Source organism: Nocardia sp. NPDC055050 (assembly GCF_053608345.1).
On the sequence record NZ_JBSGVG010000009.1, the window covers coordinates 114,637 to 140,704 of the forward strand.

Below are 26,068 nucleotides of genomic sequence, written 5' to 3' on the forward strand. Positions count from 1 at the left end.
TGGACGTAGCCCGCTCTATTGCCGCCGAGCGGGCCTCGTCCGTCGACTATCATCAGCGCGTGATCATCGGGTTCGAGCAGGCGTCCGCGCCGTCGCGTGCGGTCGGCGCGCGGCTGCGCGGCGCCTGCGCGGGCTCGATGTCGGGCGCGCTGTCGTTGGCCGCGCACGGGCTGGCCGCCGGTGGGGCGCTGCCGGGCAGCACCGCGATCGTGTTGCTGGCGGCGGCCTCGGCGGTTGTCGGCGCACTGGTCGCCGGGATCGGACCACTGCGTCACGGTGCGCTGGGTTTGGCGGCGGTGCTGCTGGGTGGTCAGCTGGTCGGCCACACCACGATGAGCTGGTCGGGGCACTCGCACTCGGCTGACGATTCGCTCGGACTCGGCATGCTCACCGCCCACACCGTCGCCGCGCTGCTCGCGGCCGTCGTCATCGTCGGCGCCGAGGCCGCCTACCGGGTCGGCGGCGCTGTGCTGGCGCGCATCCTGCCGCTGCGCTACCGCACTCCCCGCATCCCCGACCCGGCGCCGTTGCGCCTGGCCCACCGCGACCGCGTCATCCTGCGAATCTTCGCCACGTCGTCGCTGCGAACCCGCGCTCCCCCGCTCGCTGTTCCTTTCTGACCTTTCCCTCACCCGGTGCACGGGCTCGTCGTGCGCTGTCCCCGTGTCGAACACGCGCCTCATTGTCGCCTCCCTACGCTGACGTCACCCGTTCTCTCGACGTGGGCGTGGCACTCGACGTACGCCGCCGATCGGCCGTGTTCGTCCGGCTCCGCTCGGACGAAGACCGCGCCTGACGATCGGCAGGCTCCACGCCGCACCAGGTCGACGGCCTTCGCGCGCCGTCGTCGATGCGGGTGCCGAGCCGTGCCTTGTCCGCGCGCACCGGGTTCCAGTACTCCAGAAATGAATCAGCATGAGCATCACGGACACTCGTCCGGCCGAGGAGAACTCCCCCTCGGCACCACCGATCCCCGGTGACAGTCCACGTTCCGGCGCACGCCGGGGCTTACGCCTGTCTCCGCTGGCCCTGCGCCTGCACTTCTACGCGGGGTTCTTCGTCGCCCCGTTCATCCTGATCGCCGCGCTCACCGGCGCGCTGTACGCGATCGCGCCGACGATCGAAGGGTTCGTCTCGCGCGATCTGCTGCAGGTCGACACCACCGGGCCCGACCAGGCCCTGTCCGCCCAGGTCGGCGCGGCGGTCGCGGCGCGCCCCGACCTCGCTCTGGTCGCGGTCGCCCCCGCCCCGAACGAGGGCGACACCACGCGCGTGCTGTTCAACGATCCGGCGCTCGGCGATTCCGAGCGGCTGTCGGTGTTCGTCGACCCGCACACCGCCCAGCCGGTCGGCGAGTCGGTGGTCTACGGAAGTGGTGGCGCGCTGCCACTGCGCACCTGGCTCAGCGAGTTCCATCGCAGCCTGCACCTGGGCGAGCCCGGCAGGCTCTACAGCGAGCTGGCCGCGTCGTGGCTGTGGGTGATCGCGCTGTTCGGGCTGGTGCTGTGGGTGCACCGGGTGCGCAAGCGGCGCGACCGCAGGTCGGCGCAGTGGCTGCTCAAGCCGGATCTGTCCCAGACCAGGCGTCGAAAGATGAACTGGCACGGCGCGATCGGCGTCTGGATCCTGCCCGTGGTGCTGCTGCTCTCGGCCACCGGCATGACGTGGTCCACCTATGCCGGTGAGAACGTCACGACGCTGCGCGAAGAACTCAGCTGGACCACCCCCGCGGTGAGTGTGAAACTGCCGGGCACCGCCGGTCCCGCCCAGTCCTCGGGCGGCGACCACCACAGCGGGGGACAGACCGGCCCGGCCCCGGTCGACCCCTCGGCACGGATCGCGCAACTCGATCGCGTCTACGAGGTCGCTCGCGCCGAGGGCATCACCCAGGGCGCCGAAATCGCCATCCCGGCGACGCCGGAGAAGGCGTTCGGCATCAAGGAACTGCGCCTGCCCGGCACCTACACCGTCGACTCGCTCGCCGTCGACGGCGCGACCGGCACGGTCACCGACCGGCTGGCGTTCGCCGACTGGCCGCTGATGGCCAAGCTCACCAACTGGGGCATCGCCTTCCACATGGGTCTGCTGTTCGGCCTGGTCAACCAGCTGTTGCTGCTCGCGATCATGGTCGGCCTCGTCACCGTGATCGTGCTCGGTTACCGCATGTGGTGGCAGCGTCGACCCACCCGCAGGACTGCTCTGCCCGTCCCGCCACGGCGTGGGGTGCTGCGCCGCACGTCGCCGTGGATCACCGTTCCGCTGGTCGGCGCGGCGGTCGCCGTCGGCTGGTTCCTCCCGCTCATCGGCGTGAGCTTGATCGTTTTCCTGCTCATCGATGTCGCATTGGGCCTGGCCGCTCGCGCGGACACGGTGTAACGCATGGCTAACTATCGAGGAAACATCCCATGTAACCCCTGACCCTCGATGATCGGAGCTTGCCCATGAGAACCTCAGCTCGCGCAGTAGCGATGTGCTTGGCCGCTCCGGCCATCGCGGTCGCCTTGACCGGTGTCGCCGCGGGGACGGCCGCCGCTGATCCCGGCTGCCAGGGGTCGATGAACGGCCCGTGGGCGTTCAATGGTGGGTGTTACGGCGGCGAGGGCACCTACCGGCTCGAGGTCGACTGCATCGGTTACAACATCGCACCCTTCGCCGTCGGGCCGTACACGATCCGCCAGGACCTGCCGGTCGGCCAGGCGGGCACCGTGGCGTGCTTCGGTCCGAACTGGTCCAGCGCGGGGTGGGCCGTCGGCTCGCGGATCTTCCGGCTCTGACACCCGCATCGCGACGCCGAACCCGACACGATCGGTGGCTGGTTCGGATTTGCGGTGAAAGGATCAGCGGATGACGCTGTCTCGCCGACAACTCCTGCACGGCGGCATCGGCGGTTCGATCGCCGCTGTCGTGGGGGTATCCGCGGTGAGCAGTGCGCGGTTCGCCGCGCCACGGCGGCTCGGCGAACCGTTCTCGCTCGGGGTCGCGTCCGGCGAACCGACCCCGGACGGAGTGGTGCTGTGGACGCGACTCGCCCCCGATCCGCTCGCACCAGACGGGTACGGCGGGATGACGGTCGCCCCGGTGACCGTCGACTACGAGGTCGCCGAGGACGAACGATTCACGAAAGTCGTGGTCACCGGCTCAGCGGTGGCGACCCGCGAGCTCGGGCACAGTGTGCATCCCGAGGTCGCCGGGCTGGCACCGGATCGGTGGTACTACTACCGGTTCCGGGCCGGTTCGGCGATCTCGCCGGTCGGGCGCACCCGCACCGCGCCCGCGCTCGACAGCCCGACCGCGCGGCTCCGGTTCGCCTTCGCGTCGTGCCAGTCGTGGAGTTCGGGGTACTACACCGCCTACGAGCACCTCAGCGCCGAAGATCTCGACCTCGTCGTGCATCTCGGCGACTACATCTACGAATCCTCCTGGGTGCTGGCCCGCCGCGGTGCGCACCTGCCACCGCAACTCGCCGGCGAGGCAGTGGATCTGGCGGGCTACCGACTGCGCTATGCCCAGGCCAAAGGCGAAGCGCCGCTCCAGGCCGCGCACGCGGCGTTCCCCTGGCTGGTCACCCTCGACGATCACGAGCTCGACAACAACTGGGCCGGTGACAGTCCCGGCCTCGGCTTCGACGTGTACCGCCTCGCGCCGCTGTTCCGCCGTCGCAAGGCCGCTGCGTTCCAGGCCATGTACGAGCACCAGCCGATGCGCTTGGCGCAGCTGCCCGCAGGCCCGTCGATGCACCTGCACCGCCGCTACCGGTTCGGCGATCTCGCCGAATTCACCATGATCGACACCAGGCAGTACCGCACCCCGCAGGCGTGCGGTGACGGCTCGGCGGTCGTCGGATGCGCCGACCGTTTCGCCACCGACCGCACCATTCTCGGTGCGGCCCAACGCGACTGGCTCGTCGACGGCTTCGCCACTTCGCCTGCCCGCTGGCAGGTGCTCGGCAATCAGGTCGCCATGGCCCAGTCCGATTACGACCCCGGCCCCGACCTGCTGCTCGGCACGGATGCCTGGGACGGCTATGTCGCAGACCGTAATACGGTGCTGGCCGCAGCCACCGACCACGCGGTCGACAACCTGGTCGTGATCACCGGCGACCGCCACGAGAACTACGTCGCCGACCTACGCCGCGACTACGCCGATCCCGAATCACCGGTCGTGGCAACAGAATTCACCGGCACATCGATCAGCACCGGCAGCGACGGCGCGGATCTCACCGACGCGGGTCGTACGCTGCTGGCCGCCAACCCGGACCTGAAGTTCTACAACCGGCAACGCGGCTATGTTCGCGTCGACCTCGACCATCGCCAGTGGCGCAACGACTTCCGCGTGGTCCCCTACGTGAGCCGTCCGGGTGCCCCGATCAGCACGCGGGCGAGTTTCGTTGTCGAGGACGGGATCCCCGGCACGGTCAGGTCAGCCTGAGGTCAGCTGCCCTTCGGCGGCACCGGTCAGCAACGCGCGCATCGTGTCGCCATAGCCTCGACGCTACCCGCGCCCCGCACACCGACCCGGGCGCGCACGCGTCACGGATCCGGGGTGAATTCCTCCATCGTCATCGCCGCACCCTCGGGGACCTGGACCGGGCGTAGCAGCGCCCAGCCGATGAACACGACGGCGAACCCGATCATGCCGAGCCCCGCCCAGAGATTCACATCGATCCCGCCGGTCTTGACCTCCTGGGCCGCGCTGTCCTGCACCAGCGAGGTGATCACCAGGACGACGCCGTAGCTGCCGAGCAGCGCACCGACAATGGTGCGGATATCGAAAAGCATGGTGCTGACTCCTTATCCGACGATGATGTTGAGGGCGATCACCAGCACGAGGGCTATCCCGGCGAGCAGGGTCGGCCGCTGGTACCAGGGCAGCGAGTCGGCATCGGCGTCGGTGCGCATCGCCTTCGGTGTCTCGGAATACACCAGGCCGACCAGTTCGGCGGGCGGCTTCGGCCTGGTCACCAGGGTGACCGCGACGCTGACGGCGATGTCGACCACGAACGCGGCGCCCGCGGCAACGAAGCTGGCGCCCTGCCCGGACAGGTTCGTCACCCCGGTCTCGTTGAGCAGGAACACGAACACGGCGGCGAGCGTGCCACTGACCAGGCCGACCCAGCCCGCGGTCGGCGACATCCGCTTCCACAGCATGCCGAGGATGAACGTCGCGAACAGCGGTGCGTTGAAGAAACTGAACAGGGTCTGCAGGTAGTCCATCATGTTGCTGAACCCGCCCGCGATGAACGCGGTGAAGATCGCCGCCACCGTCGCACCGACCGTGGCCAACCTGCCGACCTTCAGGTAGTACCCGTCGGGACGACCCTTACGGACGTACTGCTGCCACAGATCGAAGCTGAACACGGTGTTGAACGCCGAGACATTGGCCGCCATTCCGGCCATGAACGCCGCCAGCAGACCCGCGATCCCGACACCGAGAAGGCCGTTCGGCAGCACCTCTTTCATCAAGAACAACAGCGCCTGGTTGTAGGTGACATCGCCCTCGAAATCGGGATTCGCGGTGACCTGCTGCTTGTACTCGATCATCTGTGGCACCAGGACCGCGCTGATCATGCCGGGGATCACCACGATCAGCGGGATGAACATCTTCGGATAGGCGCCGATGATGGGGGTGCGCTGCGCGGCCGAGATCGAGTGAGTGGCCAAGGCACGCTGCACTTCTACGAAGTTGGTTGTCCAATACCCGAAGGAGAGAACGAATCCCAGACCGAACACGATGCCCATGATCGAGGCGAAGTTGTCGGTGAATCCGCTCATCGCGTTGCCCGGCCAGGTCTGCAACTGGTCGGCGCCACCCGGTGAGCCGGACACCTTGTCCTGCAAGCCGTCCCAGCCGCCGACACGGTGCAGGCCGACCAGGGTCAGCGGCAGCAGTGCGGCCACGATCACGAAGAACTGCAGCACCTCGTTGTAGATCGCGGCCGAGAGCCCGCCGAGGGTGACGTAGGACAGCACGATCACCGCGGCCACGACCACCGAGATCCACAGCGGCCAGCCCAGCAGCACATTCACGATGGTGCCGAGCAGATAGAGGTTCACCCCCGCGATCAGCACCTGGGCCACCGCGAAGCTCAACGCGTTCACCAGGTGCGCGCCGGTACCGAAGCGCCTGCGCATGAATTCCGGCACCGACCGCACCTTGGAGCCGTAGTAGAACGGCATCATCACCACGCCGAGGAACAGCATCGCGGGCACGGCGCCGATCCAGAAGTAGTTGAAGGTGGGGAAGCCGTATTGGGCACCGTTGGCCGACATGCCCATGATCTCCACCGCGCCGAGATTGGCGGAGATGAACGCGAGACCGGTGACCCACGCGGGCAGCGAGCGCCCCGACAGGAAGAAGTCGATACTCGACGACACCCGGCGCCGGGCGATGAGGCCGATGCCGAGGACGAAGACGAAGTACAGGGCGACCAGCGCGTAGTCGACGGGGGCGGCGTCGAGCCGCAGTGTCGACGAGGCTTCTAGGGTGGCGGGCGAAAAGGCAAGCGGCACAGCGTGTCCCTCCTGGCCTGGAGCCGGACGGCACACGAGCGTCGTTCACACGGCGCGGGTCGCGTCGTCCGTCGAACTGTTTCGGGTGCTTCCCACTGTGCGCGCCCGTCCTGCGCCGCACAGCGAAATCGCACAGAACAAAATGGACAACTGTTCACTCCAGTTTGCGCGCACCCGCGGCAGGCTCGACGGCGAAGACGCGGGGCGGGGCGAAACCAGTGGTAGCGAACCGGTTCATGATGTTCTCGGCCACCCGGTCGGCGTGCTCGACCAGGGCGATGATGCTGCCGCCGAAGCCACCGCCGACCATGCGCGCACCGTGTGCGCCCGCGTCGAGTGCCGCGTCGACCGCGAGATCCAGCGCGGGCGCGGAAACCTCGAAGTCCTCGCGCAGCGAGTGGTGCGAGGCCGTGAGCAGCGCACCGATCGACCGCGGGTCCGCACCGGCGCGCAGCCGGTCGACGACCGCGAGCACCCGCGCGTTCTCGGTGACCACGTGCCGCGCGCGACGCCGCAGCACTCGATCCCGTAAGTGTGGCAGGTCTTCGGAGGTGGCATCGCGCAGGGCGGACAGCTTCAGCGCGGCGGCGGCGGCTTCGCACTGGGCTCTCCGCTCGGCATATCCGCCGTCTGCCAGATCGTGCGGGTGGCCGGTGTCGGCGACGATCAACGCCAGCCCGGCAGTGGCGAGATCGAACGGAATCTGCTCGGCGGCAGTCGATTCCGAGGCGGTGAAGGCGCGGATGTCGAGGAACAGGGCGTGGCCCTCGGTACACAGGATCGAGGCGGACTGGTCGAGCAGGCCCGTCGGCACTCCGGCGAAGCTGTTCTCCGCCGCCCTGGCGATCTCGACCATGCGCCGATCGGTGAGCGCGGGCACGAACAGGTCGCGCAGCGCGATCGTCACCGCGCAGCACAGGGCCGCCGACGAGGACAGGCCCGCGCCGATCGGCACCGCACCGTCGAGTTCGAGGTCCACCCCGCTGAAGCGATGACCACCGCGGATGAATTCGTTGACGACGCCGAGCGGATAGCGGGCCCATCCGGGCAGCCGATCCCGTTGTGCCGCAAGAGCATCTGCGCCCACCTCGACGACCTCACCGGGCCGCTGCGCCGAGGTGAGCCGCACCAGCCCGTCACCGCGCGGTCCGGCCGCGCAGACGACGCCGAGCGGCAGGGCGATCGGCAAGACGAACCCGTCGTTGTAGTCGGTGTGCTCGCCGATGAGGTTCACCCGGCCCGGCGCGATCCACTTCTCCACCCGTACTTCCCTTCCGCTTCCTGCGACGATGTCATCACCGAACACCGCGGCGGGCAACTGTCGAGCACCGGGTACCGAATCGGTATGCGGGAATGCTCTCAACGCATCGACAGCAGGGCCGTGGACGTGTCATGATCGACTGAGTTGTAAAGGTTTTGAGCGTCGGCACTGCCGGCTGGGGATCGTGCTCGGACAACAACACTCGGTGCTCTCGGCCGATACTTCGAGTGATTCACCGGCCTCACATTCGAATCGACGCTCGTCGCGTGCGCAGCAAGATCGAGGGGGGCTGATGACCATCAGCGAGACACGCTACGGGAGCCTGCGACGGTGCGCGGTATCGCTCGGCGCGGCGGGGGCCGTGCTGATCGCGCCGCTGGCGGGCGGCCGGGCGCTGCCGTTTCTGCTGCTCATCGTGATCGTCGCGGGATCGCTGGCGATGATCGGGTACGGCATGTACCGCCATCGGCCCGCGCACCGGCTGCCCTGGTACCTGCTGGCCGCGTCGGTGCCGCTGTTCGCCACGGGCACCGCGATACGCGCGCTCGGGCTGCACCCGAGCTGGCACCCGGTCGACGATCTGTGTACGTTGGCGGCCTCGCTGTGCCTCGGCGTGGCCGCCGTCGGCTGGTTGCAGCCGCACCGACTGCGCAATGCCCGCGACCTCTGGCTGGACTCGACGCTCATCGGGCTCAGCGCGCTGCTGGCCTCGTGGACATTCCTGATCTCGCCGATCCTGCGGCACAGCACCGGGTTCGTCGATACCGCACCGGCCGCGAGCTATCCGCTGATCCACGCGCTGCTGGCTACCGTGCTCGCGCATTCGCTGGCGACGGTGGTCCGCTCGGAGACATCGCTGCGGTTGTTGCAGGCCGCATTGATCGCCGTACTCATCGGTGGGTTGATCGAAAGCCTCACTGCCGCAGGCACGATCGCGGTCGATCCCGAATTCGCGCTGGTGCCGCAGCAGTGGGCGTACCTGCTGGCCGGGCTGGCCGCGGTGCAGCCGACGATGGGCGGGTTGCGCGACGCCGAGAGTGTGGGACCGCATCGATCGCGGCAACGGGCCGGGATGATCGCGGTGGCACTGGTGGCGGCCTCGCTGGTGAGTGTGGTCGGCGCCGACCTCGGCGTGGTCGACCGCGTGGTGATCTGCGCGCTGCTCACGTTGCTGTTGGCCGGTGTCCTGGTGCGCAGCGAACGCGCCATCGCGCGCAGCACACGCAGCGAACGCCGCGCCCAGTACCAGGCCGACCACGACCTGCTCACCGGGCTGTTCAACCGGGCCGCGCTGCTGCGCGCACCACACCGCTATCGCGATCAGTGGGCCGGAAAACCACTGTGTCTGCTGTTCATCGACCTCGACGGCTTCAAAATGGTGAACGACAGCTACGGTCACGCCGTCGGCGACGAACTCATCGCCAACGCCGCGTCCCGCATCCGCCGCACCACCGCCAGCGCCGACCTCACGGCCCGCTACGGCGGCGACGAATTCGTGGTCCTGGCACCACGCAGCCGCACCGAAGCCGCCGTGCTGGCCGAACACATCCTCGGCGCCTTCATCCGCCCCTTCGAACTGAGCTGCGGTGAAATCCCCATCACCGCCAGCATCGGCGTCGCCTGCCTGACCACCCGCCCCACCGAAACAACCATCTACGACCTGATCCGCACCGCCGACGCCGCCATGTATCACGCCAAGGAATATCGCCTCGGTCTCAGCTTCCACGACGAACTGAGAAAGCCGTCGACGCGGCGGCGCATCTCCGCCTCCCCGCGGATTCAGCGGGTGGCCCAGTAGGTCAGTCCCCCAACTCCTCCAACAGCTTCCGAGCCGCCTCCAGCTCGGCCTGCAACTGCGCGACCTTCGCCTGCTGAGCCCCCCGAGCAGCCTCCAGAATCCCGGCCACCACTTCCTCTACCTCGGGGTGCAGGATCTTCGCGGCCTGAGCGACGGCCGCACTGCTGACCGCCAACCCCTTCACACTGCGCTTCTTACCGTTGATCACATCGACAGTCCACTCACCGTCGGCGGTTCCGGTGAGGGTCACGGTCACCTCGGCCACCTTGGCCTTGCGCACCGCGGGAGCCTTCGCCGGCCGCGGCGCTGCCGGGGCGGGCTTGGGATCATCGGCTACCGGGGCGAGCGACCTCGGCGCGGGCGTAGCAGCGCTCGGCAGGGTCGACGGCTGGGTCACAGTGTTGTCCTTTCGGTTGCTCGGCGCGGGGGCACTGTCCGGGCGGGTCCGTGCGGATCCGCCCGGCGCTACGGTAGTCCCGCGGGCCGGCTTGGTCAGCGTCACCTCGCTCGGGCCGAACGAGAGCACATCTTTGGAACCGGTGGGCCGCACCTGCAGGAAGTCGCCCGCGGACGGATCGTCGAGCGCGACAACCTTGCCCGACTTCCCCTCGGCGACACCGACAGCGGCGGCGGTGAACCACACCATCGGCGGTTTGCCCTCGGCGAGCTCGCCTGCGATACGCGCGAGCTCGGCGTCGGATAGTACCGGCGGTGCTGATCGGCGGGATGCGGACTTGGTGCTCGGCGAGGACATCGTGGACTCCGGGGGTTGGTGCTACAGCGTGGTCTTCGCACCGATGATGCCGCACAGCACCGACAAGTTCTCCCCCGAGCCGCCCACACGGCCCGAAACACCCTCCTGCGCGAGGATTCCGGGCCGCGCCACTCTCAGCCGAGAGTGGCGTTGCCGCGCGTTGTCGGCCGGATGTTCTCGCGCACCGCGGCCACATCGCGATAGCCGTTGACCGCCATCAGCAGGTCCGCTTCGGCCGCGTAGCTGCGCAGCAGATGCACCAGGCCGCGCACTCCACCCAGTGCGAGCGCGTACACATACGGCCTGCCGAGCCCGACCATCGTCGCGCCGAGTCCGAGCGCCTTCACCACATCGGCGCCCGAGCGCACCCCGGAGTCGAACAGCACCGGCACCCGATCGTCACAGGCGGCCACGACCGCGGGCAAGGTCTCCAGCGCACTCAGCCCGCCGTTGGCCTGGCGCCCACCGTGATTGGAGCAGTAGATGCCGTCGGCGCCGAAGTCGATCGCCTTGCGCGCGTCCTCGGGATGGGAGATGCCCTTGAGGATCAGCGGCAGATCGGTGATCGACCGCAGCCAGCCGAGGTCATCCCAGGTCAGCGAATTGCCGAAAGTCGCGATCCAGTGCAGGACAATCAGTTTGGGATCGTCGGAGCCGACCATCTGCTGGAAGACCGGGTCGCTGGTGTAGTTCTTCAGCACGTGCCCACGCAGCTGCGGGAAGTTCCCACTGGCCAGGTCGCGCGGACGCCAACCGGGCACCCAGGTGTCGAGGGTGACCGTGATCCCCGCGTACCCCGCGGCCTCGGCGCGGTGCACCAGGCTCTCGGCGAGCTCACGGTTCTTCGGCGTGTACAGCTGGAAGAACGAGGGCGTGTCGCCCGCGTGCGGGCGGACGTCCTCGAGCGGATCCTCCATCAGCGTCGAATACATCGCGGGCACACCGGTCTGTGCCGACGCCTCGGCCACCGCGATGTCACCGTGGCCCTTCTCGCCGACCAGACCGATCACCCCGACCGGTGCGAGGAACAGCGGACTGGCGAACGTGTGACCGAAGGCGGTGACGGCGAGGTCGCGCTCGGTGGCGCCGACCAGCATTCGCGGCACCAGACCCCAATCGGCGAACGCTTCGGCGTTGCGCCGCTGCGTGAGCTCGTCGCCCGCCCCGCCTGCGATATAGTTCAGCAACGAATCCGGCAGTGCCGCAGTGGCTTTGCGCTCGAGCGTCGCGTAATCCATGGGAAATTCGGGCTGGATCCCCCCGAGCGCGGCCAGGTAGATCTCGTTCTGATAGTCGGCGAACTGACTCATTGCTGCACTTTCGCACGCCGACCGGGGTTCACGGACCGCAGGGTGGATGTAAGGTGCGTCATACTCGAAAATACGAGATTGTGAGTGCCCCTGCCGTGACCGTCGTCGAACACTCGGCCGCGCCCGCCGACCCGGACGCTCTACTCGCCGACCTCTTCCATTGCGATGCCATCCGTCACCTGACCCGCCTCGCGCTCGGGCTGTCCCAGGATTCGATGGATCTGCTGACCTCGGTCACCGATCGTCTGCGGGCGGCCGAGGGCGCCCTACGCGATCCGCTCACCAGCGACCTCGGCTTCGACTGAACGTCACTGTCGCCGCGCGGTGAGCACCGCCAGATCGGCGAGCCGATGCGCGCGGGCGATCTCCGCGGGGGTGAACGGTTCGTCGGGGCGTACGAAACCCCAGCGACGATCGTCACGGTCCAGTTCCAGCAGCGTGCCCTCGCCCGGTTCGCTCACCTGGGGCGTACCGGGCGCGAGGTAGCGCGCGCCCAGCAGTTCGGCGACGGCCAAGGGTAATTCGTCCGGATCGCCGACGATGCGGGCGGCGATGGCCAGTGCCTTGGTCTGACCATCGATCAGCGACAGCACGGTCGCGGGCCAGACCCGCACTCCGGACCCTCCCGCGTGTTCCGCGGCGGAGGTGATCGCGTGCGCGGTGACCTCGGCGGGCGCGGCGACGACGAGTTCGTCGAGGACGGCGTCCTCCAGCTGGTGCACGTGCACGGTGAGAATGTTGGCGTCACGGTGGGCGAGATGTTTGGCCAGTGTCTCGAGCGCGCCGGGACGGTCGGCCAGGCGCACCCGGATCCGCCAGAGCGCGGGCGCGGAGTCGATGCGGTCGCGGTGCCGTAGTTCCGGGCTGTGCAGCCAGCCGCCGAGCATGCGCATCGCCGACGGCTCCACCACCCAGATCACCAGGATCGTGGTGGTGACCGTGAGCAGGGCGACGGTCAGCAGGTACGGCGGGTGCACATGGACGACCAACGCGTGCAGCGCCAGCTCCACCGGGAACACCGCCGCGAGTTTGGCCAGCGTGAGCCTGGTCCGGCCGGGATGCGGCAGTCTGCCGCATACCTCGCAGGCCAGGACCGTGACACGGGGTCGCACTGCGAATCGCCACATGGGATCAGCGTCTCCGGCCTTCGTGTCGATCTTGGACGAGGTGCGTAACAGCGACGTGAAAGCGCGCGCCAAAGCCGTTGACCTGCACCGATTTCCGCAGTGATGTCGAGCACCCGCGCTGTTCGGGTGTGACTGCCGGCACCATTTTCTCGATAGTCGAAGAGCAACATTTGTGACTCGCCTCACCAAAATCCATTGACAAACCCACATAAATGGGCATAAAACAACATAAGTAAAGATTCACCGAGACCGGAGGAACTCCATGTACGCCGAGGAACGGCAGCAGGCGATCGCGACCCTGATCGGGCATCGCGGGCGCGTCTCCGTCGCCGAACTCGCCGACCAGTACGGGGTCACCACCGAAACCGTGCGTCGCGATCTGGCGGTGCTCGACCGACTCGGGGTGATCCGGCGGGTGCACGGGGGCGCGGTCGGTTCCGGCGCGCTCACGACCTTCGAACCGGGCACCGCCGAGCGCGACAGCACTCGCGCCGCGGAGAAGGACCGGATCGCCGAACTCGCGCAGCGGTACCTGCCGCGAGCGGGCGGCAGCGTGCTGTTCGACGCGGGCACGACGACCGTGCGGGTGGCCGCGGCCATGTCGGCCGACCTCGACCTGGTCACCGTCACCAACTCGCTGCCGGTCGCCGCGCGCCTCACCGGGTTCACGGGTGTGCGGTTGCACCTGCTCGGTGGGCGGGTTCGCGGCGTCACCCAGGCCGCCGTCGGCGCCGAGACCTTGCGACTGCTCGGCGAATTGCGGGTCGACGTCGCGTTTCTGGGCACCAACGCGCTGACCGTGCGACACGGGCTGTCCACCCCCGATCCGGAGGAAGCCGCCGTGAAACGCGCGATGATCGCCGCCGCCGACCGGGTCGTCGTGGTCGCCGACGCGAGCAAGATCGGGCGCGAGGACTTCGTGCGCTTCGGCCGTGCCGCCGAGGTCGACGTCCTGGTCACCGATACCGACATCCCGGCCACCGCACACGCGGAACTGGTCGCCGAAGGAATCGAGGTGGTGCTCGCATGATCGTCACGCTGACTGCGAACCCGAGTGTCGACCGCACGATCACCCTCACCGAGCCGTTGCGGCGCGGGCAGGTGCATCGCGCGGCGAGTGTCACGTCGCACCCCGGCGGCAAGGGAGTCAATGTCGCGCGGGTGGTGTCCGGGGGCGGGGCGGCGGTCACGGCGGTGCTGCCGGGGGCCGACGACGACCCCGTGGTGCACGGATTACGCACGGCGGGCATCGAATTCCGCGCGGTGCAGGTGACCGGTGGGCCGAGGGTGAATCTGACCATCGCCGAATCCGACGGCACCACGACCAAGATCAACGAGCCCGGCCGTCCCTTGACTGCGCGCGATCTGGCCGAGCTCACGGCGCTGCTCGTGGAGGTGGCCACGGGAGCCGAGTGGATCGTGCTGTCCGGATCACTACCGCCGGGCGTGCCCGTCGACTGGTACGCGCAGCTCGTCGCGACGTTGTCCACACCGTGCCTGTCGCCGAACAGAACGCGTGGCCCCCGCGTCGCCGTCGATACCTCCGATGCTCCGCTGCTCGCCCTGTTCGCCGAATCAGTCGGCGCCACACCGGATCTCATCAAACCCAACTCGGAAGAGCTGGCTCAGCTCACCGGTCTCGACGCCGTCGACCTCGAAAACCCCACGGCCGCGGCCGAAGCCGCCGTGAAACTGATCGACCGTGGCGTCGGCGCGGTGCTGGCAACCCTGGGCGCGGCGGGCGCCGTCCTGGTCACCGCCGAGGACGCGTGGTTCGCCGCCGCCCCGCCGATCGTCGCGCGCAGCACTGTCGGCGCGGGCGACTCGGCCCTGGCCGGCTACCTGCTCGCCGACCTCGCGGGCGAACCCCCCGCCGACCGCCTGCGCACCGCCGTCGCCTACGGCAGTGCCGCCACCGCGCTCCCCGGCACCGGACTACCCGGCCCCGCCGACATCGTCCTCGAAGCCGTCACCGCGCACCCACTCACCGCCGACCGACCATCGGCCCCGGCATGAGCGTCCCCACGATCGGCGTCCGGCGCCTTCGCCCATCGCCGAACTCGGACCGCTGCGACTTGCGCGTTCGTCCGCCGCTGATCCGAGATCCGGCCGCAGACGGCGATCACCACCGCCACACGTCCATCACCCAGCGCTACCCCACCGGCCGACGCCGATAACCGCGCCGATCGACACCGCTGGACCCGACAAGCTCCTGCTCCACCCCCACTCCGGAAAGACACGACGATGGCCGATTCGATCATCACCCCAGACCTGATCGCGCTCGACGCCGATCTCGGCGCCGACAAGGGCACCGTGATCACCGCGCTCGCGGACAAGCTCGCCGCCACGGGCCGCACGACCGACGTCGCCGCGGTGGCCGAAGCCGCCCTCGCCAGGGAGTCGCAATCGGCCACCGGGCTACCCGGCGGCATCGCGATCCCGCACTGCCGATCGACCGCCGTCACCACCGCCTCGCTGGTTTTCGCCCGACTCGCACCCGCCGTCGATTTCGGCGCTCCCGACGGGCCCGCCGATCTGGTCTTCCTGATCGCCGCTCCGGAAGGCGCGGGCGCGGAGCACATGAAATTGTTGTCGTCGTTGGCTCGCGCACTGGTCCGGCCTGCCTTCGTCGCCGACCTACGCGCCGCCGCGACACCGGCAGACGTGGTCGCCCTGGTCGACGGCGTCATCAATCCCCCACCGGCCGCGACCACACCTTCCCCCGGTGGCACAGCGGCGACGGGATCGGCTGGTACGGCCGGGTCCGGTTCGCCCGCCGACGGCGGAACGGGGACCTCCTCCGCTGCGGGCGAGAGGGACGCGACTCCCGTCTCCGAGTCATCGGCCGCCGGAGTCGGCGCGGCGGCAGCCGGTACCGCCGCAGTGGGCGTGGCTGGTTCCGGCGCGACAACCGATGGCGCGACGACGGCCCCCACCGGACACCCGGGCGACAACCCAGCGTCAACTGGAGGCGATGCACCGGCCGTCGGCACGGCGAAGTCCGGTGCGCCGAAGAGGATCGTCGCGGTCACCGCCTGCCCGACCGGCATCGCCCACACCTACATGGCCGCTGACGCCCTGGTCGCCGCGGGCGAACGCGCCGCCGTCGACGTGGCGGTGGAAACCCAGGGCTCGAGCGGGGGCGACACGCTCGACCCGGCCACGATCGCCGACGCCGACGCCGTCATCTTCGCCACCGATGTCGGGGTGAAGGACCGAAGCCGGTTCGCGGGCAAGCCGGTGGTCGAGTCCGGCGTCAAACGCGCCATCAACGAGCCCGACACGATGATCGCGGAGGCCGTCGCGGCGAGTACCACCGCGAGTGCCGCCACCGTCGGCGGTACCGCGCCCGCGCCCTCGCAGGCGGCGGCCAAGGGCATCGGCTGGGGCACCCGCCTGCGCCAGATCCTGCTCACCGGCGTCAGTTACATGATCCCGTTCGTCGCCGCGGGTGGTCTGCTGATCGCCCTGAGCTTCCTGCTCGGCGGCTACGAGATCTCCGACAGCGCGAAGACGATCGTGCTCGACAACTCGATCACCGACCTGCCCGACGGCGGTCTGGCCACCTATGTCGGCGCCGTGCTCTTCCAGATCGGCTCGCTCGCCTTCAGCTTCCTGGTCCCGGCGCTGGCCGGGTACATCGCCTTCGCGATCGCCGACCGTCCCGGCCTGGCGCCGGGTTTCACCGCGGGCGCGATCGCGGTCTTCGTCGGCGCGGGTTTCCTCGGCGGCCTGGTCGGCGGTCTGGTGGCCGGATTCGCGGCGCTGTGGGTGAGCAAGCTGTCGGTGCCCACGTGGGCGCGCGGGCTCATGCCGGTGGTGGTCATCCCGCTGCTGGCGTCGGCGATCGTCGGCATCTTGATGTTCGTCCTGCTCGGCAAGCCCCTGGCCGCCGTGACCAACGGGCTCACCGACTGGCTCAACGGCCTGTCCGGCACCTCCGCCATCGCGCTCGGCGTCATCCTGGGCGTGATGATGTGCTTCGACCTGGGTGGTCCGGTCAACAAGGCCGCCTACTCGTTCGCCGCCGCCGGACTCTCGGTCACCGATACCGCGACCCTGCGGATCATGGCCGCGGTGATGGCCGCGGGCATGGTGCCGCCGCTGGCGATGGCCTTGTCGACCGTGCTGCGCCCGCGCCTCTACACCGAGGCCGAACGCGAGAACGGCAAGGCGGCCTGGCTGCTCGGCGCCTCGTTCATCTCCGAGGGCGCGATCCCGTTCGCCGCCGCCGACCCGCTGCGGGTGCTGCCGTCGATGATGGTCGGCGGCGCGGTGACCGGCGGACTGATCATGGCCACCGACGTCACCTCGAGCGCACCGCACGGCGGCATCTTCGTGTTCTTCGCGATCGGGCACCTCGGCTGGTTCCTGGTGTCGCTGGTCGCCGGCACGCTCGTCGCCGCGGCCTGCGTCACCCTCGCCAAGGAACTCACCGGTAAGCAGTCCGTCGCCCCCATTCTCACCACCGCGTAATCCATTCGCACACAAGGAGATATCCCATGGCAAGCACCACCGTCACCGTCGGCTCCTCGGTCGGCCTGCACGCCCGCCCCGCGGCCCTCATCGCCGAAGCGGTCGGCGCGGCAGGCGTTCCCGTCACCATCGCGGTCACGGGCGGCGACCCGGTAGACGCGGGCTCCGCGCTGATGATCATGACCCTCGGCGCGGGCCAGGGCGCCGAGGTGGTGATCACCAGCGACGATCAGCCGACTCTGGACAAGATCGCCGAGCTCGTCGCCAGCGACCTCGACGCCTGAACCGACCCGGAGAAACGGAAAAGGCCCGGAACCAGTGGTTCCGGGCCTTTTCTTTGTAGCGGGGACAGGATTTGAACCTGCGACCTCTGGGTTATGAGCCCAGCGAGCTACCGAGCTGCTCCACCCCGCGTCGGTGTGAACACAACATTACACACAGGTTCACGCAGGCGCCAAATCGCGAGGTCAACACGGGTTTTATCACCAAAAAGCTCAATCATCGACGGGCAACACCGCATATCGAACCCCGCGACTGTGGCAGCCATCACATGTTCCGGCAATCGCCCGCGGCGAGGCCGAGTTTCAGTGAGTGGCGTCACTATCACCTCGTGATCCCGAACACATAACGGCGCAATAACAGACTGATCGGAATCTAGGTATTCCCACTGGTTATGCAGTGTAAACATCGAAAAGACGACTATTCCATTCATAGAATCCGCTAGTTATCAAGATGTGATCGGCGTCGATTCTTTGGTTAGCGTCTCCCCCATGACTGAGACCCGGAAATTCAGCACCCGCGCCCTTGGCGTCGCCGCCATCGCCGGCGCCCTTGTTGCCGTTCCGTTCGGCCTCGCCACCGGCACCGCCTCCGCCGCCGCCTACAACTGGGACGGCGTCGCCCAGTGCGAGAGCGGTGGCAACTGGGGCATCAACACCGGCAACGGTTACTACGGCGGCCTGCAGTTCTCGCAGAGCACCTGGGCGGCCAACGGCGGCCAGGGTTCGGCGCACAACGCCAGCAAGGATGAGCAGATCCGCGTCGCGGAGAACGTGCTCGCCAGCCAGGGCGTCGGCGCCTGGCCGCACTGCGGCCAGTTCCTCCAGTCGGGCGCATCCGAGCCCGAGGTGGTCGAGGAGCCCGCCGTCGAACTGCCGGTCGAACTGCCCGCCGGGGCCAAGACCGACGTCCAGGCTGCCGTCGACCAGGCCAAGGCCACGGGCAAGGCGCTGGCCGACCAGTACGGTGTCGCGGGTCAGTACCAAGCCCTGCTCGACGCCAACGCTCCGCTGATCGCCTCGATCGGCGGCTGATCCACCGTTCCCCCTGCACAAGAAAGGCCCCGTCGACCAGACGGGGCCTTTCTTGCTGCTATGCGGCGGTCGGCTACCGGCCGCCTGCGTCCTGATACGCCTTCACCGCGGCGTCCAGCTCTTCCAGCGCCTTACCGAAATCGGTGAAGTTGCCCGTCCGCATCGCCGTGCGCACCGCCTCGATCTTGCGGCTCAGCTCGGCGGCCGCGGCCTCCTGCGTCGATCCAGCGGGCGGCGTCGTCCCCGGCTGCGGCGTGGTGCCGTTACCGGGCGGAGTGACCGTGCCCTGGTCGACCGGCGGGATCGCCCCCGGTTTCGGCTTCACCGACGGATCGCCACCGAACGGCGTCGCCAGCGAACCCGCACCCGGCATCACCTGGTTCAGCGCCTCGGCCAGCGTCGGCGCGTAGCCCACCTTCACGCTGCCCGCCGCGTCGCGATAGCTCACCAGCACGCGAAGCAGCTGCGGGAAGGTCGACGAACCGGTGTTGCGCTCGTTGTAGAACGGCTCCACGTAGAGGATGCCGCCGTCGGCCACCGGCAGCGTGAGCAAGTTGCCGTAGCGGATCTTGTTCGAGTTCGACAGCAGGGTTTTCTCTCGGGAGACCGCGTCGGCGGTGGTCATCGAGTTCTGTGTCTGCTGCGGGCCCTGCGTCTGCGTTTCCACCGGCAGCTGCAACACGGTGAACTTGCCGTACCCGTCGGGGTCCGACCGCACCGAGATGTAGGCCGAGAGGAACTGCCGGTTGTAGCCGACCATCGCCGAGGTCAGGTTGAACACCGGCTTGTTGGTCTTCGGGTCACCCAGCAACACGTAATACGGGGGCTGGTTGAACGTGCCGCCCTCGATGGTCGGATCACTGGGCACCGACCAGAACGCGTTGTTGGTGAAGAACTCACGCGGGTTGTCCACGTGGTACTTCGTGAGCATGTCGCGCTGGACCTTGAACAGGTCCTCCGGGTAGCGGAAGTGCGCGCGCAGCTCGGGCGAGATCTCGCTCTGCGGCTTCACCGCATCGGGGAACACGCCGCGCCAGGCCTTGAGCACCGGGTCGGTGGTGTCGGTCTCGTACAGGGTGACGGTGCCGTCGTACGCGTCGACGGTGGCCTTCACCGAGTTACGGATGTAGCTGACCTCCTTGCGCGGGATGACCCGCCCGGTCTTCTTGTCGATGCTGTCCTCGACCGCGCCGTCGAGCGACGTCGGCTGGGCGTAGGGGTACTTGTCCAGCGTGGTGTAGGCGTCGACGATCCAGACCACGCGCTCGCCGACGACCGCGGGGTAGGCGTTGCCGTCGGTGGTCAACCACGGCGCGACCTTCTGCACCCGGTCGCGCGGACCGCGGTTGAACAGGATCTTGGAGTCCTCGCTGATCGCCGACGAGAACAAGATGTTGCGCTCGGCGTACTTGGCCGCGAAGGCCAACCGGTTGAACCAGTTCCCGATCGGCACGCCACCGCTGCCGTCATAGGTGAACTGCGCCTGATCGGAGTCGTACTCCCGCGGCGCCTGGCCCTCCGCGGTGCCGACGATGGCGTAGTCGGGATCGGTCTGCGCGATCAGCTCGCCGTAGTAGATCCGCGGCTGCTCGACCTTGATCTGCTGGTCTTCGACCTTGGTGAACAGGTCGCTCACCATGAACAGCGGATAGCCCGAATCACTGCCGCCCGTGGCACTCTGGGCCTCGGACTGCGGCTTGTTGACCCGGTTGGCGGGCGCGGCGACGAAGCCGTTGCCGTGGGTGTAGACGGTGTGCTGGTTGATCCAGTCCTTCTGGTTGCCCGACAGCGCGGCCGGATGCAGCTCACGCGCGGCCACGATGTAGTCCTGGACGTCGCCGTTGAGGCTGTAGCGGTCGATGTCGAGCGACTCGGGGAAGCCGTAGAAGTTCTTGCGCTGCTGGAGCTGGGTGAAGGTCGGCGAGAGGATATTCGGGTCGAGCAGTCGGGCGTTGCCGATGGTGGCCGCGTCGGCAGGCACCTCGAGCGGGCTCTTCCTGCTCTCACCCTGGTAGTTCTGATACTCGACCTTGTCGTCGGTGATCCCGTACGCCTCGCGAGTCGCCTGGATATTGCGCTCGATATACGGACTTTCCTTCTCCGCGGCGTTGGGGCGCACCGAGAACTGCTCGACCACCATCGGCCACACCGCACCGACCAGGATCGACGACAGCACCAGCAGCGCGGCCGCCATCGCGGGAACCCGCAGATCGCGCAGCACGATCCCGGCGAAGAACGCCATCGCGCAGATCACCGCGATCGACAGCAGGATCAGCTTGGCGGGCAGCACCGCGTTGATATCGGTGAACGACGGACCGCCGAACGTCGGCTCCTTACGCGTACTCGACAACAGGTCGTACCGGTCGAACCAGTACGCCACCGCCTTGAGCAGCACGAAGATTCCCGCGATCACCGCGAGCTGCACGCGCGCTGCCCTGGTGAGGGTGCCTTCACGCCCGGCCAGCCGCAAGCCGCCGAACACATAGTGGGTCACCAGGTTCGCGAAGAACGCGATCACCACGGCGACGAACAGCCAGTTCAGCACCATCCGGTAGAACGGCAGATCGAAGGTGTAGAAGCCGATGTCGAGATGGAACTGCGGGTCCTGCTGACCGAACTCGCCACCGTGCAGGAACAGCTGCACCGTCGCCCAGTTCGACTGCGCGACCAAACCCGACAGTACGCCGAGCAGCACCGGGATACCGACGCCGAACAGCCGCAGCTTGCTCATCACGGTCGTGCGGTAGCGCGCGATCGGATCGTTGGGCCCCGCGACCGGCACGAAGACCGGACGTGACCGATAGGCCAGCAGCAGCGCCGCCCAGACCACCAGGCCGACGAGCAACGCGACGACCACGAACAGCATCAGCCTCGTGCGCAACACGCCGAGATACACACTGCGATAACCGACCTCACCGAACCACAACCAATTGGTATAGGCATCGGTGAAGCGGGGCCCGAGCAGCAGCAGCGCCGCGAGGACGACTGCTGTCACCAGCAGCACACGGCTGCGTCGGGACAACGAAGGTAAGCCGGTGGGGGGCCGCATGCCCACGGTGCCACTCTCCATGCTCCGGCGGTTCCACACCGTGATCGGCGCAGTCACCGCAGTCCGAATATTGCGGGTGATCCGTTGCCGGACCGTTTGCGCCCACTCTACGGAAATCGGACACCGTGCAAGCGTCTGGGCCGAAAATGATTGGATGTGCGGGTGACCGAAGACGAGCACGCCGAAGTTCTCCTCGCCCGCTGTGTGCGCGAGGTCGTCGAGTTCGCCGACGCCGAGGGCTGGGGAAACCCGCCGCAGATGTTCGCGTTGGTGCCGACCGCCGACCTGGCCGCGGCCGAACCGGACCTGCAAGACCAGCTCGACGACGGCAGCGAGCTGACCCCCGTGGCCCAGGAAGCCTTCCCCGACGACATCACCGGCGGGTCGATGGCGCTGGACGAGTTCCTGGCCACCACCACCTGGCCGCCCGCGGTCGAAGGCTGCGTGCTGGTGCAGGAGATCGTGGTGCTGCCGCCCGACGCCGAGAGCGATCTCGACGAAGCGCTGGTTCCGCTACTCGCCGATGACGAGGCCGCCGACGCGGCCGGGCGCGCCGCCGCGCACGCGCACCCGGGTCGGCGCGACGCCCGGCTCATCGCGGGTGTGCTGCGCCAGGGCGCCACCCTGTGCCTGCTGCAGATCCGTCCCGAGGACGACGACGGCTTCGGCGACCTCGACCTGCGCACCTACCCCAACCTGGCACCGGGCCTGGTCGAGGCCCTGCATCACACGCTGGAGTGACTACTTGCAGCCGATCGGCTCGCGACCCGCGTTGATCTCGGCCAGTCCGGCGATCGCGCTGTCGAGGGTGTCGACCTTCACCAAGCGCAGGCCCTCCGGAGCACGCTGACCGGCCTCGTTGCAGTTGTCGGCAGGGACCAGGAAGGTTTCCGCGCCTGCCTCGCGCGCCGCGATCATCTTGTACTGGATGCCACCGATCGGACCGACCTTGCCGTCCTGGTCGATGGTGCCGGTGCCCGCGACGAACTTGCCGCCGTTGAGTTCGCCCGGCGAGAGCTTGTCGATCAGCGAGAGGCTGAACATCAGGCCGGCCGACGGTCCGCCGATATCGGCGAGGTTGAACTCGACCTGCAACGGCGGACGTCCGCCTTCGCCCGGGGTGATGCCGAGGTAGCCCTTCGCCTCGTCGCCGGGACGAGCCGCCAGGGTGATCGGACTGGTCAGCTCGAGATCGCCGCGACGGTGGACGACGGTGATGGTGGCGCCGGGCGCCTTGGTGCCGACGATGTCGATCACGTCCTTGGGCGCGGTGATCGGGGCGCCGTCGATGCTGATCAGCTCGTCACCGACCTCGAGCACGCCGTTGGCCGGGCCTTGCTCGCCGAGTCCGCGGACCAGCACGACCGTCGGCATCTTCAGGTAGTGCAGCGCGGCGACCTCGGCATCGCTCTCGGAATCCTTGAAGTCCTGCTGGTTGGACTTGTCGACCTCCTCGCGTGACACGCCGGGCGGGTACACCTCGGCGCGCGGGACAAGGCCGTGCTCACCGCTGGCCCAGAACCCGAACGCCTCGAACAGGTTCAGCCCGTCGCGCACCGACACGGTCGTCATGTTCAGGTGCCCGCTCGTGGGATCCAGTGGCGCGCCGGTGACATCGACCACCTGCTTGCCCTCGACCTGGCCGAGGGTGTCGAAGGTGGGGCCGGGGCCCAGCGCGACGAACGGCACGGTGACCACGCTGCCTGCCACACCGAGCACGAGGACAGGGACGAGGGCGACGATCAGGGTGAGGATCCGACGATTCACTCGGACCACAGTAGTGATCAACGCCCGTGACCGACGGCAGTGGCACGCTTTACGGCGTGGGCGTCGTCGCGCGATTTCGCGATGCGCGAACACCGTGGGCCCGGGGGTCCCGCGTAACGTAAGAGGTATGAGCGATCTCCCCTTCGGCTTCTCGACCGGCGACGACGACGATTCCGGCAAGCGTCGCGACGAGGGCAACGGACCCGGCGGAAACGATCCGTTCGGGTTCGGAGCGGGCGGCGCCGGCGGTGCGGGCGGCTTCGATCCGTCGCAGCTGGGCCAGATGCTGAGCCAGCTCGGGCAGATGATCAGCGGCATGGGCCAGGGCATGGGTCCCGGCGGCGCGCAGTCCGGCCCGGTCAACTACGACGTCGCCAAGCGACTGGCCCGCCAGCAGCTCGGCTCCACCATCGCCCCGATCGCGTCGGGGACCACGACCGCGGTGACCGACGCGGCGCACCTGGCCGAACTGTGGCTCGACGGCGCCACGGTGCTGCCCGCGGGCGCCACCAAGACGGTCGCGTGGACCCCGAACGACTGGATCGAGGAGACGCTGCCCACCTGGAAGCGCCTGTGCGATCCGGTGGCCGAGCAGATCTCGGGCATGTGGACGGCGCAGTTGCCCGAGGAGGCCAAGCAGTTCGCCGGGCCGATGGTCGGCATGCTCGGCCAGATGGGCGGGCTGGCGTTCGGCTCCCAGCTCGGTCAGGCGCTCGGCCAGCTGGCCAAGGAGGTGCTGACCTCCACCGATATCGGTCTGCCGCTGGGCCCGGCCGGCACCGCCGCGCTACTGCCGACCGCGATCTCGGCGTTCAGCGAGGGGCTCGAGCAGCCCGAGAGCGAGATCATGGTCTTCCTGGCCGCCCGCGAGGCCGCCCACCAGCGGCTCTTCGCGCACGTGCCGTGGCTGCGTCAGCAGGTGCTCGGCGCCGTGGAGGACTACGCGCGCGGCATCAAGATGGACTTCTCCGCGATCGAGGAAGCCGCGCAGGGCATCGACCCGATGTCGCTGAGCGACCCCTCCAAGCTGGAGGAACTGCTCTCCCAGGGCACGTTCGAACCGCAGACCACGCCCGAGCAGAAGCAGGCGCTCGAGCGTCTGGAGACCCTGCTGGCGCTGATCGAGGGCTGGGTCGATGTCGTGGTCAGCGACGCGGTGGGTGAGCGTCTGCCGGGCGCGAACGCGCTGTCGGAGACACTGCGCCGCCGCCGGGCGACGGGCGGACCCGCCGAGCAGACATTCGCCACGCTCGTCGGCTTGGAGTTGCGACCGCGCAAGGTGCGTGAGGCCTCGGCACTGTGGCGGCGGCTCACCACCGACGCGGGGATGGAGCGGCGCGACAAGGTGTGGGAACACCCCGATCTGCTGCCCGATTCCACCGATCTCGACTCGCCCGCCGGGTTCATCGACTCCATCATCGGTGGCAGCACCGGCGCTTTCGACGACCCGCTGGCCCAGCTGGCCGCGACCGAGGCGCGGGAGCGCGACGCGGCCGGTCGCGGCAAAGCCGAGGCCGAGGAGTCCGATTCCGACGAAACCCCGCGCGACGAGGGTGATTCCGACTCGGATTCCGGCAAGGCCTGATCCACCTCGCCGCCGAGGTCGGTGAGAAACTTCCGATCTCGGTGGCGCAACACGGTTCCGAGGCTAACGTTCGTCGCGAAACGCGGCGACGACCCGCGGTACAGCGGTTGTTCACACTGCGGAATCCGTCGGCCGACACGCCGAAAGCCTGTGGATAACTGCACTTTCGGCGCACCTCGCGCCGCTGTCGGATGCCGATACTTCTGGCATGACGACCACTTCCCCACTGCGCGGGCCGATGCTCAACCCGCGAGTGACCACCCTGGTTCGCCCGTCCGGCACGGTCCAGCTCGGCTGGGACCCCGAACGCGCACTGCTGCTGGAAACCACCGATCACGACACCGGTACCGTGCTCGCCTTCCTCCGCCTGCTCGACGGCTTGCAATCGCGGCCCCAGATCATCTGGCGGGCAGGTGAATTCGGCATCAGCCCCGATCGCACCATGGGCATGCTCACCGCGATCGAGCGTGCGGGCCTGCTGCTCGAGCCCGAACCCGCGCTGGGCAAGATCCGCGGTATCACCGTGCACGGCCTCGGTCCGCTCTCGGACGCCGTAGCGATCGGATTGCGGCGCATGGGTTTTCGCCCCACCCGCTCGCGCGCGTACCGACCCGACAGTCCGCCCGGTACCGCCACGGGCGATCTGGTGGTACTCACCGACGCGTTGATGATCGACCCCGGACTGTCGGTGGATCTGGTGTTGCGCCGGGTGCCGCACCTGCAGGTCCGAGTTCGCGACGGGGTCGGCGTGGTCGGCCCGCTCGTACTGCCCGGCGAGACCAGCTGCCTGCGCTGTGCCGACCTGACCCGGGCCGGATTCGATCACGACTGGCCGCATCTGGCCGCCCAGCTACTGGGCCGCACCGGGCACGCATCCCCGGCGGGCATCGCGGCGACGACCGCGCTGGCGCTCGGCGAACTGGAGGCGATCGTCGCCTGTTCACCGCGGCGTCCACCGCACACTCTCGACGCCACCGTGGAATTGAACCTCGACACCCACGAGATCCAGCGCCGGCCGTGGCTGCCGCATCAGGAATGCGGGTGCCGGAACATGACCTCCCGCGCGCCGGAAACCGCTCGGTGACGGGCGTCGCATCAGCCGGTGTGAGCATTCTTATG

Annotated in this window: 22 protein-coding genes and 1 tRNA gene; 14 read left to right on the forward strand and 9 right to left on the reverse strand. The window is 68.6% G+C overall.

The window, feature by feature from the left end; all coding sequences use genetic code 11:
• Positions 1-59 precede the first annotated feature (59 nt).
• The 4 genes from ACWGCN_RS12020 (at position 60) to ACWGCN_RS12035 (ending at position 4,428) form a co-directional block, all read left to right on the forward strand.
• Positions 60-620, forward strand: a complete 561-nt coding sequence (locus ACWGCN_RS12020) for a hypothetical protein (protein ID WP_379314187.1) — start codon at positions 60-62, stop codon at positions 618-620.
• Positions 621-915: 295 nt separating this feature from the next.
• The gene (locus ACWGCN_RS12025) at positions 916-2,376 is read left to right on the forward strand and encodes a PepSY-associated TM helix domain-containing protein (protein ID WP_378991366.1); all 1,461 of its coding nucleotides are present in this window, start codon (positions 916-918) and stop codon (positions 2,374-2,376) included.
• Positions 2,377-2,441: 65 nt separating this feature from the next.
• Entirely contained in the window at positions 2,442-2,774 is a 333-nt protein-coding gene (locus ACWGCN_RS12030; RefSeq protein WP_378632903.1) for a hypothetical protein, read from the forward strand.
• 70 nt (positions 2,775-2,844) lie between these two features.
• Positions 2,845-4,428, forward strand: a complete 1,584-nt coding sequence (locus tag ACWGCN_RS12035; RefSeq protein ID WP_452459619.1) for an alkaline phosphatase D family protein — start codon at positions 2,845-2,847, stop codon at positions 4,426-4,428.
• Between the two features lie 101 nt (positions 4,429-4,529).
• Here the strand turns inward: ACWGCN_RS12035 and ACWGCN_RS12040 are convergent, their stop codons facing one another.
• The 3 genes from ACWGCN_RS12040 to galK all read right to left on the reverse strand — a co-directional run bounded on the left by ACWGCN_RS12040 (position 4,530) and on the right by galK (position 7,770).
• The gene (locus tag ACWGCN_RS12040; protein ID WP_378991363.1) at positions 4,530-4,778 is read right to left on the reverse strand and encodes a hypothetical protein; all 249 of its coding nucleotides are present in this window, start codon (positions 4,776-4,778) and stop codon (positions 4,530-4,532) included.
• A gap of 12 nt (positions 4,779-4,790) precedes the next feature.
• The gene (locus ACWGCN_RS12045; RefSeq protein WP_452459620.1) at positions 4,791-6,509 is read right to left on the reverse strand and encodes a sodium:solute symporter family protein; all 1,719 of its coding nucleotides are present in this window, start codon (positions 6,507-6,509) and stop codon (positions 4,791-4,793) included.
• 154 nt (positions 6,510-6,663) lie between these two features.
• A complete protein-coding gene (gene galK, locus ACWGCN_RS12050; RefSeq protein WP_452459621.1) occupies positions 6,664-7,770 on the reverse strand; it encodes a galactokinase in 1,107 nt (368 codons plus the stop codon).
• 292 nt (positions 7,771-8,062) lie between these two features.
• Between galK and ACWGCN_RS12055 the strand changes: the two genes are divergently transcribed.
• Positions 8,063-9,568, forward strand: a complete 1,506-nt coding sequence (locus ACWGCN_RS12055; protein ID WP_452459622.1) for a diguanylate cyclase — start codon at positions 8,063-8,065, stop codon at positions 9,566-9,568.
• Position 9,569: 1 nt separating this feature from the next.
• On the opposite strand, the gene ACWGCN_RS12060 is transcribed toward ACWGCN_RS12055, so the two are convergent.
• Together ACWGCN_RS12060 and ACWGCN_RS12065 are read right to left on the reverse strand one after the other, a co-directional pair.
• Positions 9,570-10,322, reverse strand: coding sequence for a DUF6319 family protein (locus ACWGCN_RS12060; RefSeq protein WP_378991358.1), 753 nt, complete (start codon positions 10,320-10,322; stop codon positions 9,570-9,572).
• A 134-nt stretch (positions 10,323-10,456) separates the two neighbouring features.
• Positions 10,457-11,632 (reverse strand): alpha-hydroxy-acid oxidizing protein, encoded by a 1,176-nt coding sequence (locus ACWGCN_RS12065; protein ID WP_379312863.1) that lies wholly within the window; start codon positions 11,630-11,632, stop codon positions 10,457-10,459.
• An 80-nt stretch (positions 11,633-11,712) separates the two neighbouring features.
• Here ACWGCN_RS12065 and ACWGCN_RS12070 point away from each other — a divergent pair, with 80 nt between their 5' ends.
• Positions 11,713-11,937, forward strand: coding sequence for a hypothetical protein (locus tag ACWGCN_RS12070; RefSeq protein ID WP_378632882.1), 225 nt, complete (start codon positions 11,713-11,715; stop codon positions 11,935-11,937).
• A gap of 3 nt (positions 11,938-11,940) precedes the next feature.
• Here the strand turns inward: ACWGCN_RS12070 and ACWGCN_RS12075 are convergent, their stop codons facing one another.
• Entirely contained in the window at positions 11,941-12,759 is an 819-nt protein-coding gene (locus ACWGCN_RS12075) for an amino acid-binding protein (RefSeq protein WP_452450702.1), read from the reverse strand.
• A 262-nt stretch (positions 12,760-13,021) separates the two neighbouring features.
• Between ACWGCN_RS12075 and ACWGCN_RS12080 the strand changes: the two genes are divergently transcribed.
• The 4 genes from ACWGCN_RS12080 (at position 13,022) to ACWGCN_RS12095 (ending at position 17,519) form a co-directional block, all read left to right on the forward strand.
• Complete coding sequence (locus ACWGCN_RS12080; RefSeq protein WP_452459623.1) at positions 13,022-13,789, forward strand: DeoR/GlpR family DNA-binding transcription regulator; 768 nt, start codon at positions 13,022-13,024, stop codon at positions 13,787-13,789.
• Positions 13,786-14,775, forward strand: a complete 990-nt coding sequence (locus ACWGCN_RS12085) for a 1-phosphofructokinase family hexose kinase (RefSeq protein ID WP_452459624.1) — start codon at positions 13,786-13,788, stop codon at positions 14,773-14,775. Before ACWGCN_RS12080 ends, ACWGCN_RS12085 begins: the two co-directional genes overlap by 4 nt.
• A 228-nt stretch (positions 14,776-15,003) precedes the next feature.
• On the forward strand, positions 15,004-17,235 hold the full coding sequence (locus tag ACWGCN_RS12090) for a PTS fructose transporter subunit IIABC (RefSeq protein WP_452459625.1): 2,232 nt from the start codon (positions 15,004-15,006) through the stop codon (positions 17,233-17,235).
• A 26-nt stretch (positions 17,236-17,261) separates the two neighbouring features.
• Complete coding sequence (locus ACWGCN_RS12095) at positions 17,262-17,519, forward strand: HPr family phosphocarrier protein (RefSeq protein WP_101466146.1); 258 nt, start codon at positions 17,262-17,264, stop codon at positions 17,517-17,519.
• 56 nt (positions 17,520-17,575) lie between these two features.
• Here ACWGCN_RS12095 and ACWGCN_RS12100 read toward each other — a convergent pair.
• Positions 17,576-17,649, reverse strand: a tRNA-Met gene (locus ACWGCN_RS12100).
• Between the two features lie 356 nt (positions 17,650-18,005).
• On the opposite strand from ACWGCN_RS12100, the gene ACWGCN_RS12105 reads away from it, so the two are divergent.
• The gene (locus tag ACWGCN_RS12105) at positions 18,006-18,548 is read left to right on the forward strand and encodes a transglycosylase family protein (protein ID WP_452529014.1); all 543 of its coding nucleotides are present in this window, start codon (positions 18,006-18,008) and stop codon (positions 18,546-18,548) included.
• A 73-nt stretch (positions 18,549-18,621) separates the two neighbouring features.
• On the opposite strand, the gene ACWGCN_RS12110 is transcribed toward ACWGCN_RS12105, so the two are convergent.
• Positions 18,622-21,603: a UPF0182 family protein gene (locus tag ACWGCN_RS12110; RefSeq protein WP_378652411.1), complete on the reverse strand. Its 2,982-nt coding sequence runs from the start codon at positions 21,601-21,603 to the stop codon at positions 18,622-18,624.
• A gap of 156 nt (positions 21,604-21,759) precedes the next feature.
• On the opposite strand from ACWGCN_RS12110, the gene ACWGCN_RS12115 reads away from it, so the two are divergent.
• A complete protein-coding gene (locus tag ACWGCN_RS12115) occupies positions 21,760-22,338 on the forward strand; it encodes a PPA1309 family protein (RefSeq protein WP_266292347.1) in 579 nt (192 codons plus the stop codon).
• Here ACWGCN_RS12115 and ACWGCN_RS12120 read toward each other — a convergent pair whose 3' ends face one another.
• Positions 22,339-23,364 (reverse strand): YlbL family protein, encoded by a 1,026-nt coding sequence (locus ACWGCN_RS12120; RefSeq protein WP_379315126.1) that lies wholly within the window; start codon positions 23,362-23,364, stop codon positions 22,339-22,341. It lies immediately after the preceding gene.
• 127 nt (positions 23,365-23,491) lie between these two features.
• Between ACWGCN_RS12120 and ACWGCN_RS12125 the strand changes: the two genes are divergently transcribed.
• The gene (locus ACWGCN_RS12125; protein ID WP_387447087.1) at positions 23,492-24,949 is read left to right on the forward strand and encodes a zinc-dependent metalloprotease; all 1,458 of its coding nucleotides are present in this window, start codon (positions 23,492-23,494) and stop codon (positions 24,947-24,949) included.
• 208 nt (positions 24,950-25,157) lie between these two features.
• Complete coding sequence (locus ACWGCN_RS12130) at positions 25,158-26,033, forward strand: TOMM precursor leader peptide-binding protein (RefSeq protein WP_452459542.1); 876 nt, start codon at positions 25,158-25,160, stop codon at positions 26,031-26,033.
• Positions 26,034-26,068 lie beyond the last annotated feature (35 nt).

What these genes read in the sequence shown, in the direction of transcription:
- ACWGCN_RS12065 (WP_379312863.1), bottom strand. Translation starts at nt 11,632, where the DNA reads ATGAGTCAGTTCGCCGACTATCAGAACGAGATCTACCTGGCCGCGCTC.
- ACWGCN_RS12060 (WP_378991358.1), bottom strand. Translation starts at nt 10,322, where the DNA reads ATGTCCTCGCCGAGCACCAAGTCCGCATCCCGCCGATCAGCACCGCCG.
- ACWGCN_RS12030 (WP_378632903.1), top strand. Translation starts at nt 2,442, where the DNA reads ATGAGAACCTCAGCTCGCGCAGTAGCGATGTGCTTGGCCGCTCCGGCC.
- ACWGCN_RS12125 (WP_387447087.1), top strand. Translation starts at nt 23,492, where the DNA reads ATGAGCGATCTCCCCTTCGGCTTCTCGACCGGCGACGACGACGATTCC.
- ACWGCN_RS12090 (WP_452459625.1), top strand. Translation starts at nt 15,004, where the DNA reads ATGGCCGATTCGATCATCACCCCAGACCTGATCGCGCTCGACGCCGAT.
- ACWGCN_RS12075 (WP_452450702.1), bottom strand. Translation starts at nt 12,759, where the DNA reads ATGTGGCGATTCGCAGTGCGACCCCGTGTCACGGTCCTGGCCTGCGAG.
- ACWGCN_RS12055 (WP_452459622.1), top strand. Translation starts at nt 8,063, where the DNA reads ATGACCATCAGCGAGACACGCTACGGGAGCCTGCGACGGTGCGCGGTA.
- ACWGCN_RS12040 (WP_378991363.1), bottom strand. Translation starts at nt 4,778, where the DNA reads ATGCTTTTCGATATCCGCACCATTGTCGGTGCGCTGCTCGGCAGCTAC.
- ACWGCN_RS12130 (WP_452459542.1), top strand. Translation starts at nt 25,158, where the DNA reads ATGACGACCACTTCCCCACTGCGCGGGCCGATGCTCAACCCGCGAGTG.
- ACWGCN_RS12105 (WP_452529014.1), top strand. Translation starts at nt 18,006, where the DNA reads ATGACTGAGACCCGGAAATTCAGCACCCGCGCCCTTGGCGTCGCCGCC.
- ACWGCN_RS12025 (WP_378991366.1), top strand. Translation starts at nt 916, where the DNA reads ATGAGCATCACGGACACTCGTCCGGCCGAGGAGAACTCCCCCTCGGCA.
- ACWGCN_RS12085 (WP_452459624.1), top strand. Translation starts at nt 13,786, where the DNA reads ATGATCGTCACGCTGACTGCGAACCCGAGTGTCGACCGCACGATCACC.
- ACWGCN_RS12095 (WP_101466146.1), top strand. Translation starts at nt 17,262, where the DNA reads ATGGCAAGCACCACCGTCACCGTCGGCTCCTCGGTCGGCCTGCACGCC.
- ACWGCN_RS12080 (WP_452459623.1), top strand. Translation starts at nt 13,022, where the DNA reads ATGTACGCCGAGGAACGGCAGCAGGCGATCGCGACCCTGATCGGGCAT.
- ACWGCN_RS12035 (WP_452459619.1), top strand. Translation starts at nt 2,845, where the DNA reads ATGACGCTGTCTCGCCGACAACTCCTGCACGGCGGCATCGGCGGTTCG.